Raw genomic sequence first — 14,984 nt, 5'->3', positions numbered from 1 at the left:
GTGCGGGACCCGGCAGCGCGGCGTGCCGGTGAGGAGGGGGAGGACATGAGTCCCAGCGGCCCCGGCGAACCCGACGACATCGGAGGGCCCGGCACACCCGGCACACCCGGCGGCACACAGCCCGCGCCGGAGCGGGATCCGGGCCCGGACGCACCATGGCCGTCGCCGCCGCCGTCGCCGCCGGGGCTGACGGCGTGGCGCTTCGTGGTGGTCTTCGGCACGGTCAGCCTGCTGATGGACTTCGTCTACGAGGGCGCCCGGTCCGTCACCGGCCCGTTCCTCGCCCACCTGGGCGCCTCCGCGGCCGTGGTGGGCGTGGTCACGGGCGCCGGGGAGGCCGCCGCGCTGGGACTGCGGCTGGTGTCGGGCCCACTGGCCGACCGCACCGGACGTTTCTGGGGGTGGACGATCGCCGGGTACGCCCTGACCGCGGCCAGTGTCCCGCTGCTCGGACTGACCGGGGTGCTGTGGGCCGCGTGTGCGCTGGTGGTGGCCGAACGGGTCGGCAAGGCGGTCCGCTCCCCCGCCAAGGACACCCTCCTGTCCCACGCCACCGCCGCCACCGGGCGTGGCCGCGGCTTCGCGGTGCACGAGGCGATGGACCAGGTCGGTGCGCTGATCGGCCCGCTCACCGTGGCCGGTGTCCTCGCCGTGACCGGCGGCGACTACGCGCCGGCGTTCGGTGTGCTGGCCGTTCCCGGGGTGGTCGCGCTCGCTCTGCTGGTGTGGCTGCGCGCCCGGGTCACCGACCCCGCGGCGTACGAGAGGGCGTCCCGCCGGTCCGCCGCCCGGGCTCCGGATCCGCCGGGCGGGGCGGCGGAGCGTCCGCGGCTGCCACGCGCGTTCTGGGTGTACGCGGCCTTCACCGCGGTCACCCTGCTGGGCTTCGCCACCTTCGGTGTGCTCTCCTTCCACCTGGTCACCCGGCATCTGCTGCCCACCGCCGCGGTCCCCGTGCTCTACGCCGCCGCGATGGTCGCCGACGCGGTCTCCGCGCTCGCCACCGGCTGGCTCTACGACCGTCACGGCCCCCGCGTCCTCGTCGTGCTGCCGCTTCTGTCCGCGGTCGTGCCCGTGCTGGCGTTCGCCGGCAGCACGGCGGTCGTCGTCCTGGGTGCCCTGGTGTGGGGCGCGGCGGTCGGCGTGCAGGAGTCCACGCTGCGCGCCACCGTCGCCGACCTGGTGGCGCCCGGCCGCCGGGCCACCGCGTACGGCGTCTTCGCCGGGGTCATGGGCGGCGCCGCGCTGGCGGGCGGGGCCCTGACCGGTGTCCTGTACGAGGTGTCGGTTCCCGCGCTGATCACGGTGGTGGCGTGCGTCCAGGCCGCGGCACTCGTCCTGCTGTGGCGCACCCAGGCCTCCGACACCTGATGTGCGTGCCGCACGCCCCCGTGGCTGACGTGCGGCGCCGCGCCCCGAGGCGGGAGACGCAGCCGGGTTCGTCGTGGTGCGGTGCCTGCGCCGTGCGGGCCGGGCCCGACCGCACCTGAGGTGCCGTCGGGCCCGGCGGGAGCGGGCGCGCGCGGACCACGGCCGGACCCGCGGGCGCCGGGCCGCGGTCACGCCACAGCTCTCCTCCTTCCCCTCGATCGCGGGCGGCGCGTCCTGCGCACCACCAGGGCTGCCCCACCGGCGGCCGCGACGGCCGCCGCGACGGCGACCAGGGCGGTGGTGCGGTCCAGGCCCAGGAGCGTGCCCCCCGTGTCCCGGTCCGCGCCCGGTGCCGCGAGGTTCAGCCCCCGGCAGGCGTCCGGGGTCCGCACGGCCTGCGCGCCGTCGGCGACCTGGAACTGGAAGGCGCTGGTCTGGGTGTCGCCGTCGGAGGCGGTGACCGTGTAGGTCAGCGTGGTGACGCCCGCCTTCAGTGGGCTGACCGTGGCGCAGGTGACGGCGCCGTCGGTCACCGTGGGTCGGCCGACGGGCACCGCGGTGCCGTCGGGTCCGGTGAGGCTGATCTCCGGTGTGGTGCCGGGCTTGAGCTTGACGAAGGTCAGCGCGACGACGCCGGTTCCGGTGCCGACCGTGGAGCCGGGTGCCGGTGTGGCGTCCTTCAGTGCGGTGTGGGCGGATGCCGGGGTCGCGCCGGTCAGCAGCAGCACGCCCAGGCAGGCCGTCAGGACGGCCGGCGCCCTCAGAAGTCGAAGTCCGCGCATGCGATCCGGTTGTCCATTGCTTCCATGGGGTGGACGACGACGGCGACCGCGCCGGTGCCGGTCTTCTTGCCGTTGTCGACGGTCGTCATGGCCTTGCCCGACGCGTCCGCGTCGAACATCAGGTGGACCTCGTTGGGCGGCGCTGTCGGGCCGCCCTCGGTGAACCGGAAGTGCGGGCCGCCGTTGTCGGCGTCGCAGTGCTGGGCGTGCAGGTGGGCCATGTAGTGGTGGCCGGGCTCCAGACCGGTCAGGGACACCGTCACCGTGGTGCCCTTCGGTCCCTGGGCCAGCCAGGCCGTGCCCTTGACGTCGTCCATGCCGGGCGGACGGGTGTCGAGCAACGCGAAGGTGCCCTTCACCACCTCGGCGCCGGGGATCTTGTCGGCAGGGGTGGCCTGGGGGTCACCCATCGCCATGTCGGACATTCCGTCCATGCCCTTGGAGGGGGCCGCCGAGGCTGCGGCGGCCTTGTCCGACGTGTCGGCGGAGGAATCGCCGCCGCAGCCGGACAGCAGCAGCGCGGTGGCCGTCGTGGCGGTGGCGCAGACGGCGAGGCGGGTCCGCATGCGGCGGGCCCGCGGGTCTTCGTGCCGCTCGGACGTCGCCGGCCGCGTCACCGGCCGCATCGCCGACGGCGCCACCGGCTGTGTCGTCTGCCGCGTCGCGGGCACGCCGTCCTGCCCGGATGCGCGGCCGGCCGTGTACTGGTCCATGAAGGGGAACTCCTGATCGATGGCGGGACCGGTCCTGCGGACGGTGTCGCGGCACACGGCCGTCGGGCGCTGCTCGGTGGTCACCGAGGCGCCGGAACGTCACGCAGGGTGCGGGCCCTGGAGAGCGAGGTGAACGGGCCGACGCGCGGGTGCGCTCGTCGGCCGTGCCGCTGTCCCCGCCCGCGCGCGGGCCGCCGCCGTCGGGTCCGGGTTCAGGACCGGGCGGGGCGCGGGAGACGGGGGGACGGGCAACCGGTTCGGGGCCGGCGCCGTGGTGGTCCTCTGCGCACGACGACGTGTCTCAGCACGGACTCGGTGGGCCGCCAGTGCTCCGCGCCGTGGCGGACGGCCCGGCACGACCGGGTGCCGGTGAGACCGCGTGTGCCGGAGGACGCCCGGAGGATCCGCCGCAACGGGGCGACGAGGAAGGCCGCCAGGGTCCGGCCGGTCCGGTGGACCGCCGCCTCCCCCCGCCACAACCAGAGTCCGCACAGGGCCGCGGCCAGCACATGGGCCAGAAGCATCCCGACGGATCCCCCGTGTGTCACCGCGGACACGAAGCCCGAGCCGGAGGGCCCCGGCAGCGGTCCGGAGCCGCCCGTCGGCATGCCGTGACGCATCGTCATGCCCATGGGGGACAGCGACATCGTCCCCGGCATGCCCGAGCAGCAGGCCCCGCTCGTGGCCTCCGCGCCGTCCCCGACGGGAACCGGCCGGGACGCGGCGACGAACAGCAGGTGCAGGAGCGCCTGCGCGGCGACGGTGGATCCGACGACCGTGAGCGCCGCACGCTCGCGGCCGGTCAGCCACCACCCGCCCGGCACGACGGCCGCGAACGCGAGGCCGACCGCCCACCAGGGCAGGAACTCGCCCGACATGAGGGTGTGTCCGAGAGCGGTCGTCACCACGCACAGGGCCGCGAAGAGCACGGCCCGTACCGGGCGCACGGCGCCTGCGGCGTGCGCGGGGACGCCGGGTGTCCGGCCTCCCCGGCTCGCTCGGCGGGCGCGGTGACGCGTCCGGCACGACATGGGACGACTCCTCGCTGGCCGTGGGGCTTCCTGTCCCTTACGGACGGCCGGTCCCCCGCGTTCACCCGCCTGTCGCCCGAACCCTGCCCGCTGCGTCTGCCGTCATGCTCCGGGCGCCGCCCCACGGTTCCACCGCTCCGAGGGCGAGGTCGCCCCGGGGCCGATCCGGGGACGCGGCGGGCACGGAAGCGGGGTGGCTGCGCGGCCGAACGGACGCGGAGCCACCCCGGAAGCAGGACGGGCCGGGTGACGGCCCATCACGGAAGCAGGACGGGCCGGGTCACGGCCCATCACGGAAGCAGGACGGGCGGGAACGGCCCGCCCCGGTTCGGTGCGTCAGCCGGCGTTCTCCGGGTGGGAGAGGTTGGTGCCGGTCCTCGGGTCGAACACGTGGGCCTTGCTCATGTCGACCCGCATGTCCAGCGGCTGGCCCTCCCGGGCGCGCGTGGCGGCGTCCAGGCGGGCGACAACCTGCTGGACGCCACCGGCGCCGGTGTCCTTCAGGCCCGAGTCGGTGGCGAGTTCCTCCAGTTCGGCGCTCTGCGCGGGGCCGCCCTCCTGGGTGAAGTAGACGTACACGTCGGAGCCCAGGGACTCCAGCACGTCGATGGTGGCGGTGATGACCGGTCCGTGGGCGTCGTGCGCCAGGGCCGCGTCCTCGAAGGCCTCGGGCCGCAGGCCGACGATGACCTCGCGGGGTGCGTTCTGCCGCTCCAGTGCCTGCCTCGTCCGGTCGTCCAGGGGGAGGTCCCCGAGGGCGGAGTGCAGGATGCTTCCCTCGACGGTGGCGTTGAGGAAGTTCATCGCCGGGGAGCCGATGAAGCCGGCGACGAAGAGGTTGCGTGGGAGGTCGTAGAGCTGTGCGGGCGTTCCGACCTGCTGGACGACTCCGAGCCTCATGACGACGACACGGTCGCCGAGGGTCATCGCCTCGGTCTGGTCGTGGGTGACGTACACGGTGGTGGTGCCCAGGCGCCGCTGCAGTCGGGCGATCTGGGTGCGCATCTGGACGCGGAGCTTGGCGTCCAGGTTGGACAGCGGCTCGTCCATCAGGAACGCCTTCGGGTCGCGGACGATCGCCCGCCCCATGGCCACGCGCTGCCGCTGGCCGCCGGACAGGGCGGCCGGCCGGCGGTCGAGGAACTCGCTCAGGTCCAGGACCCGCGCGGCCTCCTCGACCTTCTGGTTGACGGTCGCCTTGTCCACCTTGGCCAGGCGCAGCGGGAAGCCCATGTTCTCGCGGACGCTCAGATGCGGGTACAGGGCGTAGCTCTGGAACACCATCGCGATGTCGCGGTCCTTGGGCGGAAGATCGTTCACGACCCGGTCGCCGATGCTCAGGGTGCCCTCGGTGATGTCCTCCAGGCCGGCGATCATGTTCAGGGTGGTGGACTTGCCGCATCCGGACGGACCGACCAGGATCACGAACTCGCCGTCGGCGATGTCGAGGTCCACGCCTTGCACGGCGAGGGATCCGTCGGGAAAACGCTTGGTGACTCCCGAGAGGACGATCTCGGCCATCGGTGGTGCCTCCTTGTCTTCACAGCTTCCGGGTCAGGGGTGCGCAATCGGGGCGGCGGGTCCACGGCGGGCCCGCCGCCCGGGTGCCGGTCACCCCTTGACCGCGCCGGAGGTCAGTCCGGCGACGATCCGCCGCTGGAAGAACAGGACGAAGATGATGATCGGGACGGTGATCACCACGGCGGCGGCGGCGATCGACCCCGTGGGCTGCTCGAACTGCGAGCTGCCGGTGAAGAACGCGATCGCGGCCGGCACGGTCCGCGCGCGGTTGGTGGAGGTCAGCGAGATCGCGAAGAGGAAGTCGTTCCAGCAGAAGATGAACACCAAGATGGCCGTGGTGAACACGCCCGGCGCCGCCAGCGGGGCGATGACCAGGCGGAACGCCTGCGCCGGAGTGGCCCCGTCGACCTTGGCGGCCTTCTCCAGGTCCCAGGGGATCTCCCGGAAGAACGCCGACAGGGTGTAGATGGCCAGCGGCAGCGAGAAGGTCATGTACGGGATGATCAGGCCGATCCAGGTGTCGAAGATCCCCAGGATGCGCTCGATGTTGAACAGCGGCGAGACCAGGGAGATCGGCGGGAACATCGCGATCAGCAGGGACATGCCGATGAGGAGCCCCTTGCCGGGGAACCTGAGCCTGGCCACCGCGTAGGCGGCCATGGTGCCCAGCACGACGGCGATCGTCGTGGAGATCAGGGCGATGCCGATCGAGTTGATCAGCGCGCGGGTGAACTCGCTGGTCTGGAAGATGCCCCGGTAGTTCTCCCAGGTCCACTGCCTGGGGATGTAGTCGCCGTCGGTGAGGGTGCTGGGGTCCTTGAAGGACAGGGCGATGATCCACCACACCGGGAACAGGGCGTACAGCACCACCGCCACGTTCAGGACGCCCCAGCGGACGGCGTGCGACCTTCCCACGGCGGCCATCAGCGCTTCACCTCCGCGCCGGGTGCCGCCGCACCGAACAGTTTGACGAACGCGAACGCGATGATCGCGACGCAGATGAAGATCAGCACCGAGATCGTCGATCCGATGCCCAGGTTCAGGGCGGTGAACAGGTTGTCGTAGCCGAGGATCGACACGGACCCGGTGCCGTGCGCGCCCGAGGTGAGGATGTAGATGTTGTCGAAGATCCGGAACGCGTCGAGCGTACGGAAGAGCAGTGCCACCAGGATCGCCGGTTTCATCAGGGGCAGCATCACCTTGGTGAAGCGCTGCCAGGGGGAGGCGCCGTCCACCATGGCCGCCCGCAGGGTCTCCTCGGGCACCAGGGCGAGGCCCGCGAGGAGCAGCAGGGCCATGAACGGCGTGGTCTTCCACACCTCGGCGAGGACGATCAGCCACAGGGCGGGCCACTGCTCGGTCAGCGGGGCGCTGCCGCTGGGCAGCAGCCCGGCGAGGTAGCCGAGTTGGGGGGTCCAGGCGTACTGCCAGGAGTAGGCGGCGACCACCGTGACGATTCCGTACGGGATGAGCACCGAGGTGCGGACGGTGCCGCGCCAGAAGATCGTCCGGTGCATGACCAGGGCGAGCCCCATGCCGAGGACCAGTTCGATGGCGACGGAGACACCCGTGATGAACACCGTCACCCAGAAGGCGTCCCACCAGTACGAGGAGGACAGCACGACGCCGTAGTTGCTCAGCCCGATGAACTTGGCCTGCCCCGGGAAGCGCAGGTCGTAGCGCTGGAGGGAGAGGTAGACGGCGTATCCGATGGGGTAGGCGGTCACCGCGAGCATGACGATCACGGCCGGGGCGCAGAGCAGCCAGCCGAGCCGCCGCTCCTGACGGGCGCCCTCCGACAGGGCCTTGCGGTCCTGCCCCTGCTGCTGCTCGGCGGGCGGCGGGCCCGCGGCCGACGGGGCTTGCGCGCTCATCTCGGACCACCCCGGTGCGGGTATCGCGCACGACGGTGCCGGCCGGCGGTGGGTTGGGGGCGGTGGCGGTTCACGGGATCACACCCTTGGATTGCAGGGCATCGTCGATCTGGCTGCTGATGGTGGCGACCGTGCTCTCCGGTTTGATCGCGGAGGGTGGGGAGAGCGCGTGGGAGATCACGATCGACACGTTCTGGTAGGCCGGGGTGATCGGGCGGACACTCGCCGACTGGAGGGCGTCGAGCACTTCTCCGGCGAACGGGTACTGCTCGACGAACGACGCGTCGTCGTACAGGGCTCGCAGGGTCGGCGGCAGGCCGCCCTCCAGCGCCGCGGTGAGCTGGTTCTGCCGGTCGCGCAGGCACAGGGCCGCTTCGAAGGACAGGTCGGGGTGGCGCGAGTAGGCGCTCACCGCCAGGTCGATGCCGCCGATGGTGGGCCGTGACGGCCGGTCGGCGTCGACGCGGGGGTAGGGGGCCCAGGCGAAGTTCTTGAACAGCTGCGGGTTGTTCGCCTTCATCGACGGATAGACGAACGGGTAGTTGAGCTCGAACGCCGCCACGCCCGACTCCATGGCCAGGCGGTTCTGGTCCTCCATCTGGTTGGACAGGGAGGGGTCGGCGGCCGGGGAGTTCGCCATGTCGCGCATGACGCCGGCGGCCCGCACCGCGGGCGGGCCGAGGGAGGCCTCGGTGGCGCTCGGGTTGAGGATGGATCCGCCCGCGCTGCTGACCATCGTGTTGAACCAGACGGTGAGCCCCTCGTACTGGGCGCCCTGGATCTCCACGTAGTGGGGCTTGCCCTGCTGGGCCAGGCGGCGCGCCATGTCCAGCATCTCCGACCAGGTCCTGGGCGGTGTGGGCACCAGGTCCTTGCGGTACCACAGCAGCTGGGTGTTGGTGTTGTACGGGACGGCGTAGAGCTTGTCCTTCCAGGTCGCCGTCTGGAGGGGGACGCGCAGGGTGCCCTCGGTGGCCAGCTGCTTGGCACGGCCCGTCCACTCGCGGATCCAGCGCGCCTCGGCGAACTCGGCGGGCCAGGTGACGTCGAGACCGAGGACGTCCATCGAGTCGTCCTCGGCGGCGAGCCGGCGGACGAGCTGCTGGCGCTGGCCGTCGGCGGCGCGCGGAAGCTTGTGGTAGACGATCCGGTAGCGTCCGCCGGACTGCTGACCGCACCGGTCGGCCGCCTTCTGCAGGGCGCCGGAGTCGTCGGGGAAGTTGTACCAGTTGATGGTGACCGGGCCGGATCCCCCACCGCCGCCGCACGCGGCGAGCGGGGACGCCAGCAGCGGCAGTACGGCAAGAGCCCTCAGCCACCGCTGCTGCGCGGAACGCACCTTCTTGCCCGGAGCCCGCTGGATTCCGCACCCGCGCACGCGGCGACACCTCGATTCCGGGATGGTGGCACGGGACTGGGCCCGGCGCGCTTCTCTTCCGCGACCACGCTAAGCCCCCAGAACGCCATATGACGGGCCGAGAGCCCCGACATCGCCCATATCGCCCAATCGAATGTGGTATCCGCGCCCGCCCGCCCGCTCACGGCGCCCCCTGCTCCGCGCGCCTGCCGGTCGCAGTGCGGGACGGGGCGGGTGGGCACGGCGGGGCGCACCGCACGGTTTCGCGCCTCCTGTGCGCGGGGTCTGCCCTCACGCGCCCGGGTACGCCCCGCCGCGAGGAGGAAGGTGGATGGGCGGGGTGATCGCATGGGTGAGCCACCGTTGGTGGGATGGCTGTTGACAGCTCTCGGTACGGCCACGGGGGTGCTGTGTGCGGTGAGGTCGCGCCGGCGGGCGCCGGCCGACCGGCCCGCCCGGCGCACGGCGCGCGCGGAGGCGGCGATGGGGATCGGGATGGCCCTGATGGCGGCGCCCGGCCTCGCGCCCGCGACGGGCGCATGGGGGCCGTCGGCGCTGGGCGCGCTGTTCACCGGCCTGGCCGTGCGGGCGCTGCTGTTCGCCCGCGGCGAGGCACACCGCCTCCACCACACCGTGGACGCGGCGACCATGACCTACATGGCGGCCCTGATGGCGGCCCCGATCGGCGGCGCGGGCCCGGGGGGCATGGCGGGCATGACGGGCACGGACGGCATGCAGCACGGGGGGCACGCCTCGATGGGCACGCCCCTGGTGGATCTGGTGCTGCTGGCCTACTACACCCTGTACGTGCTGCGGGTCGGCGCACGGCTCGTGCCCACGCCGGCCGCCGCCTGCGCCACCGCGGTGCCGAGGCCGGGGCCCGGGCCAGGGCCGGGTGGAACGGACGGCACGTCACCACGTGCGTGGCAGGAGCCGGCGGTGGGTCTGGCGTGCCGCCTGTCGTTGGCCATGGGCATGCTCGCCATGGTGCTGGCGATGTGAGCCGGGCGCCCGGTCCGGTGACGGCCCGGCCCGGCGACACCCGGTCGGGTCGCCCGCGGACAGCCGCGGGTCGCCCCGGCCCGCGCCCGCCGCCCCGGGCACACGTCACCCGCGGCCCCGCTCGGGGCCCGGTCGGCGCCCGTCGGCCGGGCGCGTGCCGCCTTCGGCGCGCGCGGTCCGGGCGAGGACGCGCCCTCCGCCGCAGGCGGCGGGCACCTCCTCGTGCGCGCCGGGTTCGGCCTCACGCGGACGGCGCCCCGGCGGCGGGCGTCGGTGCGTCGAGCCGTGCGGCGATGGCGCGGGCGCAGTCCAGCGACTCCGTGCGCGTGGTGTCGACCTCCATGTCGTACACCACGCCCCGATGCACCAGGTCCGCCTGCGCGGCGGCCATCCCGCGGATGCGGTCGCCTCGGGCGATCTCGCGCCCCGCGGCCACCTCGGCGTCGCACCTGACGCCCACCCACAGCACCGGCAGGGAGCCCAGCGCCCTCTGCCACCGCTGCTGGGAGAGGGGCCCGCCGAGGAAGACCTCGTCGACGACGATCCGGGCACCGGCGCGGGCCATCGCGGCGACGCCGTCGATCCAGGCCGCCTCCAGCGCGCGGAACTCCGGTCCGACGGACACCTCACCGTCCGGGGCGAACTCGATGCCCCCGTCCGACGCCTGCAGGGAGGCGGGCATGGCGTCGACCAGCGTGTCCGTACCGAGGGTCAGCCAGGGCTGCGGCAGGACGGCCTGGAGGCAGCGCGCGATGTCGGACTTTCCGGAGCTGGAGCCACCGTTGAGGATGATCATCTGAGTCGTCACCGCGTCAGGGTAGGGAAAGCGGGGCGACGGGCCCAGCGGGTTTCCGCCCGGCCCCCGTGGCGACCGTGAGGGCCGCCACATACCGGACGGTGTGGACAACTCACCACCGGGAGTGCGGACGGCGCGAGCGTGACCGGTCGCACAGCGGGACGCGAGCACCGGCAAGTCATCTCGCAGAGTGACGGACTGACGCAGTATCACATCGAGAGAGACCTTACATAAGGTAGCAAAACAGACAGGTTCGCCCTTCAGTCGTGGCGTTCTCACCCTTTGCCCGGTTCACTCATTTCAGTCCGCTCTGCAACCGATTCGGCCTACAGGGAGCCTGTACGGGTATGCCTTCTTCGTTCCGTGCGCCTTCGTCCCGTTCCTCGTCGTTCCGTGCCTCGGAAGTGCCGATCGAGCCCCACACCGTCAGCGTCGCCGAAGTCGTTCCCGGCGACCTGCTCGCGCTCTCGCCCGAGGATGCCGCCGCCTCCCGCTGGTACGTCGTCCTGCACACCGTTCCCGAGTCGCCGGAGTCGATCCGGCTGGTCTTCCGGCCGGTGCTCGGCGGAAGCGACCGCGAGCGCATGCTGAGCAGGGAGCGGCGGGTCACCGTCGGGAGCCGGCGGATCGATCCGAGGAGCGTCCCGCTGCTGGGGAGCGACGAGTTGACCGCCGTCGACCTCCGGGACGGGGACCGGGTGCGCGTCCTGCGCGTCGTCGACCCCGCGGCCGAGGAAGTGACCTACGCGCGCCGGTGGGGCGTCTGGCACCGGGAGCTGGACGGCTGCGGCGACGTCGTCTTCTCCGACGACGAGGTGCGGGCCTGGTCCGCGAGCGCCGAGGAGGACGGGAACGTCGTGCGGCATCTGCCGCGGCCCGACGGGACGCAGCCCGCGGTCCCGCGGCCCCGGCGCGTCGTCGTCACCGGGCTCGGCGCCGTGACGCCCCTGGGCGTCGGCGTCGGCGAGTTGTGGCAGGGCCTGCTCGAAGGGCGGCACGGCATCAGGGAGTTGGACGGGCCCGGGTTCGAGGAGCTGCCCGTCCGGGTGGCCGGGACCGTGCCCGTGGACCCGGTGTCACTGCTGGACCGCGCCGCCGCGCGGCGGATGAACCGGGCCGCGCAGTTCGCCGTGCTGGCCGCCCGGGAGGCCTGGGGCGACGCCGGGTTCGGCGCGGGCGGAACGGAGTCCGGCGGCCTCGACCCCGCGCAGGTCGGCGTGAGCCTCGGGGCCGTCCTCGGGGACGCCTCCGTGCTCGTCGGCGGGGACCGCAGACTGCGGGACGAAGGGCCGCGAGGTGTGTCGCCCCTCACCACGCCCATGACCGTGCCGTCCCAGGCCGCCTCCCAGGTCTCCCTCGACCTGCACACCACCGGTGAGGCGCGGACCGTGACCAGCGCCTGCGCCTGCGGCACCGAGGCCATCGGGGAAGCCGTCGACCGTATTCGGTACGGCCGGGTCGACGTCGCCGTCGCCGGGGGTGCCGAGGCCGTCGTCACGCCCGCCGTCATGGCGTCGTTCGCAGCCCTGCGGGGGCTCTCGCAGCACGGCCTGGACGACGGGACGTCGCCGTCCCGGCCGTTCGCCGGGGACCGCGACGGGTTCGTCAACGGGGAAGGCGCGGGGGCGCTCGTCCTGGAGGCCGAGGAGCACGCCCTCGCCCGCGGGGCGCGGATCTACTGCGAGGCCGCCGGATGGGGGCTGTCCGCCGACGCCCACCACATGGCGGCACCGGATCCGACCGGGAGCGGCGTGGCGCTGGCGCTGCGACGGGCCGTGCAGGACGCCGGAGGCCACCTCGTCGACGTCGTCCACTCAACGCGCACGCCACCGCGCCCCTGGAGGGCGACCTGGCCGAGGCCACGGCCCTGCACAGCGTGTTCGGGGACCGGTCCGTCCCGGTGACCGCCCTGAAGGGGCACCTGGGCCATCTGCAGGGTGCCGCCGGCGGGGCGGAGGCCGTGGCCGCCGTGCTCACCCTGCGGCACGGGATCGTGCCGCCGACCGTCGGGTGCGCCCGGGTCGACGACGACACAGAGGGGCTCGGCGTGGACGTGGTGACCGGGGCACCGCTGGAGCTGCCGGCCGGCGGGGACCTGATACTCAGCAACTCGTTCGGATCCGGCGGCCACAACGCGGTGCCGGCCCTGCGCCGGACCACCTGACCGGCCCGAGTCCCGGTGGGCGTGCCCGCGGGGTTCGGACCGCCGCACTCCGCCGGGGCCCGCCCGGGAACGTGCCTGCCGGAGCGGGGCCGCCGGGCACGGCGACGTACGGGCGGCGCCACCGCGGGCCGGGCGAGCGGCCCACCGGCGCCGCAGCCGGAGGCCGGCCGCCGCGGGCCCGGACCACGCCGCGTGGCGCCCCGCCGCCCGCCGGGCCCACGCCCGAGGACCCCGGGCAGCGTCCCGGTCAGCGCCCCGCCAGACACCCACCGCCGCCCCCGAGCAGCACTCCGGACGGCGCGCCACCTGCCCCGCTCACGCCGTGCGTCTGCGGGAGGCCGTCTTCTTCGCGGCCTTCTTCGCGGCCTTCTTCGCAGTCTTCTTCCCTGCCGCCGTCCCGGCCGTCGCCGTCTTCTTCGCCGCACCCCGGGCCTCCCCACCCTTCGAGGGCGTGCTCTTGGCCACCCTCTTCTTCGGCGCCGCCTTCTTCGCCGTCCCGCCGGACCCGGCCGACTCCGCCGTGGACCGCTTCGACGCGGACCTCTTCGACGCGGACCTCTTCGACGTGGCCGCGGTCTCCTTCCTTCCGGCCTTCCCCTCGGGCGCGGCCTCCCGGTCCTGCGGCAGGGATCTGACGTCGGCGTCCTCCCCACGGGACTCCCGCGCCGCGCGGACACTGCTCTCCAGCGCGGCCATCAGGTCCAGCACCTTGCCACCCCTGGCCGGCTCGGGTGCCTCGGGAGGCGCCTCGCCCGAGACCTTCGCCGCGACGACCTCCTCCACCGCCTCGCGGTACTCGTCGTGCAGGTCCTCCAGGTCGACCTCTCCGAGGGTGTCCATCAGCGCGTCCGCGAGGTCCAGCTCCTTGTCACGGACGGTGACGCCCGTGTCCGGGGCGACGCCCTCCGGGGAGCGCACCTCGTCCGGCCACAGCAGCCCGTGCATGGCGATCGCGTCTCCGACCACACGCAGCATGCCCAGACGCTCCCGGCCGCGCAGCGCGAACTTGGCGATCGCCACCTTGTTGCTGCGCTTGAGCGCCTCACGCAGCAGGGTGTACGGCTTTGCCGCGGGGGCGCCGCTCGCGGCGAGGTAGTACGCGGCGTCCATCTGGAGCGGGTCGATCCGGTCGGCCGGGACGAAGGCGACGATCTCGATCGTCTTCGCGGTGGGGATCGGCAGGCGGGACAGGTCCTCGTCGGTGATCGGGATGATCGTGCCGTCGGCGTCCTCGAATCCCTTGCCGATCTCCCCCTGGGTGACCTCGCGGTCCTCCAGCTCGCAGACCTTGCGGTAGCGGATGCGCCCGCCGTCCTCGGTGTGGATCTGGCGGAAGGAGACGGAGTGGCTCTCCGTCGCGTTCACCAGCTTGATCGGGATGCTGACCAGGCCGAACGATATGGCTCCGTTCCATATGGATCGCACGAGCAGCACCCTTTCGATCTTTTTGTTCTGGTTTCAGGTGATTCACATGGGATTCTCATCGTATGACGCCGATCACGGAGGTGGAGGGGCGCCGGATCGCGCTCAGCAACCTGGAGAAGGTGCTGTACCCGGCGACCGGCTTCACCAAGGGCGAAGTGCTGCACTACTACGCCACGGCGGCCGAGGTGCTGCTGCCCCATCTGCGGGACCGGCCGGTGTCCTTCCTGCGCTATCCGGACGGGCCGGAGGGTCAGGTGTTCTTCACCAAGAACGTGCCGCCCGGTACACCCGAGTGGGTCACCACCGCCGAGGTGGCGCGGGTGGCCGGGGTGGGGCGGATGGTGTGCGTGCAGGATCTGCCGAGCCTGATGTGGGCGGCGAACCTGGTCACCGAGTTCCACACGCACCAGTGGGTGGTTCAGGCCCAAGGGGTCGCCGACCGGCTCGTCCTCGATCTGGATCCCGGCGCGCCCGCGACCGTCGTCGAGTGCTGCGAGGTCGCGCTGTGGCTGCGGGAGCGGCTGGCGGCTGACGGCATCGAGGCGTACGCGAAGACGTCCGGGTCGAAAGGGCTGCACCTGCTGGCGGGGGTGCGCGGCTCGTCGTCCGAGCAGGTGTCGGACTACGCCCGGCAGCTCGCCGTGGAGGCGGAGAAGGCCATGCCGCGGCTCGCCCTGCACCGGATGACGCGCAGCCTGCGGCCGGGGAAGGTCTTCGTGGACTGGTCCCAGAACGCCGCCCGCAAGACCACGGCCGCCCCCTACACCCTGCGAGCCCGTGCACGGCCCTGGGTGTCCGCGCCCGTGACCTGGGCGGAGGTGGCGGAGTGCGAGGCGCCCGACCGGCTGGCGTTCACCGCCTCCGACCTCGCCCCCCGCCTGCGGGACCACGGGGACCTGCTGGCACCGCTGCTCGACCCGGAGCGGTCCGGCCTGCTGCCCTGACCCC

Annotated in this window: 12 protein-coding genes and 1 pseudogene; 4 read left to right on the top strand and 9 right to left on the bottom strand. The window is 73.3% G+C overall.

Annotated features, from left to right (window positions below):
* Nucleotides 1-45: 45 nt before the first annotated feature.
* Nucleotides 46-1,371 (top strand): MFS transporter, encoded by a 1,326-nt coding sequence (locus JS756_RS25665; protein WP_205385562.1) that lies wholly within the window; start codon nt 46-48, stop codon nt 1,369-1,371.
* 188 nt (nt 1,372-1,559) lie between these two features.
* On the opposite strand, the gene JS756_RS25660 is transcribed toward JS756_RS25665, so the two are convergent.
* The 7 genes from JS756_RS25660 to JS756_RS25630 all read right to left on the bottom strand — a co-directional run bounded on the left by JS756_RS25660 (nt 1,560) and on the right by JS756_RS25630 (nt 8,670).
* Nucleotides 1,560-2,153 carry a copper resistance CopC family protein gene (locus tag JS756_RS25660; RefSeq protein WP_205385561.1) on the bottom strand — a complete coding sequence of 198 codons (594 nt, stop codon included), beginning with the start codon at nt 2,151-2,153 and terminating at the stop codon, nt 1,560-1,562.
* A complete protein-coding gene (locus JS756_RS25655; protein ID WP_307791063.1) occupies nt 2,132-2,950 on the bottom strand; it encodes a superoxide dismutase family protein in 819 nt (272 codons plus the stop codon). Before JS756_RS25655 ends, JS756_RS25660 begins: the two co-directional genes overlap by 22 nt.
* A gap of 128 nt (nt 2,951-3,078) precedes the next feature.
* Nucleotides 3,079-3,897: a hypothetical protein gene (locus JS756_RS25650; RefSeq protein ID WP_240204350.1), complete on the bottom strand. Its 819-nt coding sequence runs from the start codon at nt 3,895-3,897 to the stop codon at nt 3,079-3,081.
* Between the two features lie 336 nt (nt 3,898-4,233).
* Nucleotides 4,234-5,418, bottom strand: coding sequence for an ABC transporter ATP-binding protein (locus JS756_RS25645; RefSeq protein WP_205385560.1), 1,185 nt, complete (start codon nt 5,416-5,418; stop codon nt 4,234-4,236).
* A 90-nt stretch (nt 5,419-5,508) separates the two neighbouring features.
* A complete protein-coding gene (locus JS756_RS25640) occupies nt 5,509-6,342 on the bottom strand; it encodes a carbohydrate ABC transporter permease (protein WP_205385559.1) in 834 nt (277 codons plus the stop codon).
* Complete coding sequence (locus tag JS756_RS25635) at nt 6,342-7,292, bottom strand: carbohydrate ABC transporter permease (protein ID WP_205385558.1); 951 nt, start codon at nt 7,290-7,292, stop codon at nt 6,342-6,344. Before JS756_RS25635 ends, JS756_RS25640 begins: the two co-directional genes overlap by 1 nt.
* Before the next feature lie 70 nt (nt 7,293-7,362).
* The gene (locus JS756_RS25630) at nt 7,363-8,670 is read right to left on the bottom strand and encodes an ABC transporter substrate-binding protein (protein WP_307791060.1); all 1,308 of its coding nucleotides are present in this window, start codon (nt 8,668-8,670) and stop codon (nt 7,363-7,365) included.
* 327 nt (nt 8,671-8,997) lie between these two features.
* Between JS756_RS25630 and JS756_RS25625 the strand changes: the two genes are divergently transcribed.
* Nucleotides 8,998-9,651 carry a DUF5134 domain-containing protein gene (locus JS756_RS25625; RefSeq protein ID WP_205385557.1) on the top strand — a complete coding sequence of 218 codons (654 nt, stop codon included), beginning with the start codon at nt 8,998-9,000 and terminating at the stop codon, nt 9,649-9,651.
* Between the two features lie 241 nt (nt 9,652-9,892).
* Here JS756_RS25625 and cpt read toward each other — a convergent pair whose 3' ends face one another.
* A complete protein-coding gene (gene cpt / locus JS756_RS25620) occupies nt 9,893-10,447 on the bottom strand; it encodes a chloramphenicol phosphotransferase CPT (RefSeq protein WP_205385589.1) in 555 nt (184 codons plus the stop codon).
* 347 nt (nt 10,448-10,794) lie between these two features.
* Between cpt and JS756_RS25615 the strand changes: the two are divergent.
* Nucleotides 10,795-12,611: pseudogene (locus JS756_RS25615) on the top strand (beta-ketoacyl-[acyl-carrier-protein] synthase family protein).
* Between the two features lie 315 nt (nt 12,612-12,926).
* Here the strand turns inward: JS756_RS25615 and ku are convergent.
* Entirely contained in the window at nt 12,927-14,036 is a 1,110-nt protein-coding gene (gene ku, locus JS756_RS25610; RefSeq protein WP_205385556.1) for a non-homologous end joining protein Ku, read from the bottom strand.
* A gap of 62 nt (nt 14,037-14,098) precedes the next feature.
* Between ku and ligD the strand changes: the two genes are divergently transcribed.
* Nucleotides 14,099-14,980 carry a non-homologous end-joining DNA ligase gene (ligD, locus tag JS756_RS25605; RefSeq protein WP_205385555.1) on the top strand — a complete coding sequence of 294 codons (882 nt, stop codon included), beginning with the start codon at nt 14,099-14,101 and terminating at the stop codon, nt 14,978-14,980.
* Nucleotides 14,981-14,984: the final 4 nt, after the last annotated feature.

Origin of the sequence: Streptomyces actuosus (genome assembly GCF_016921115.1) — a bacterium.
Taxonomy (GTDB): domain Bacteria; phylum Actinomycetota; class Actinomycetes; order Streptomycetales; family Streptomycetaceae; genus Streptomyces; species Streptomyces actuosus_A.
Note: the sequence above shows the minus strand (reverse complement) of the source record. Positions and strands in the feature narration are given on the sequence as shown.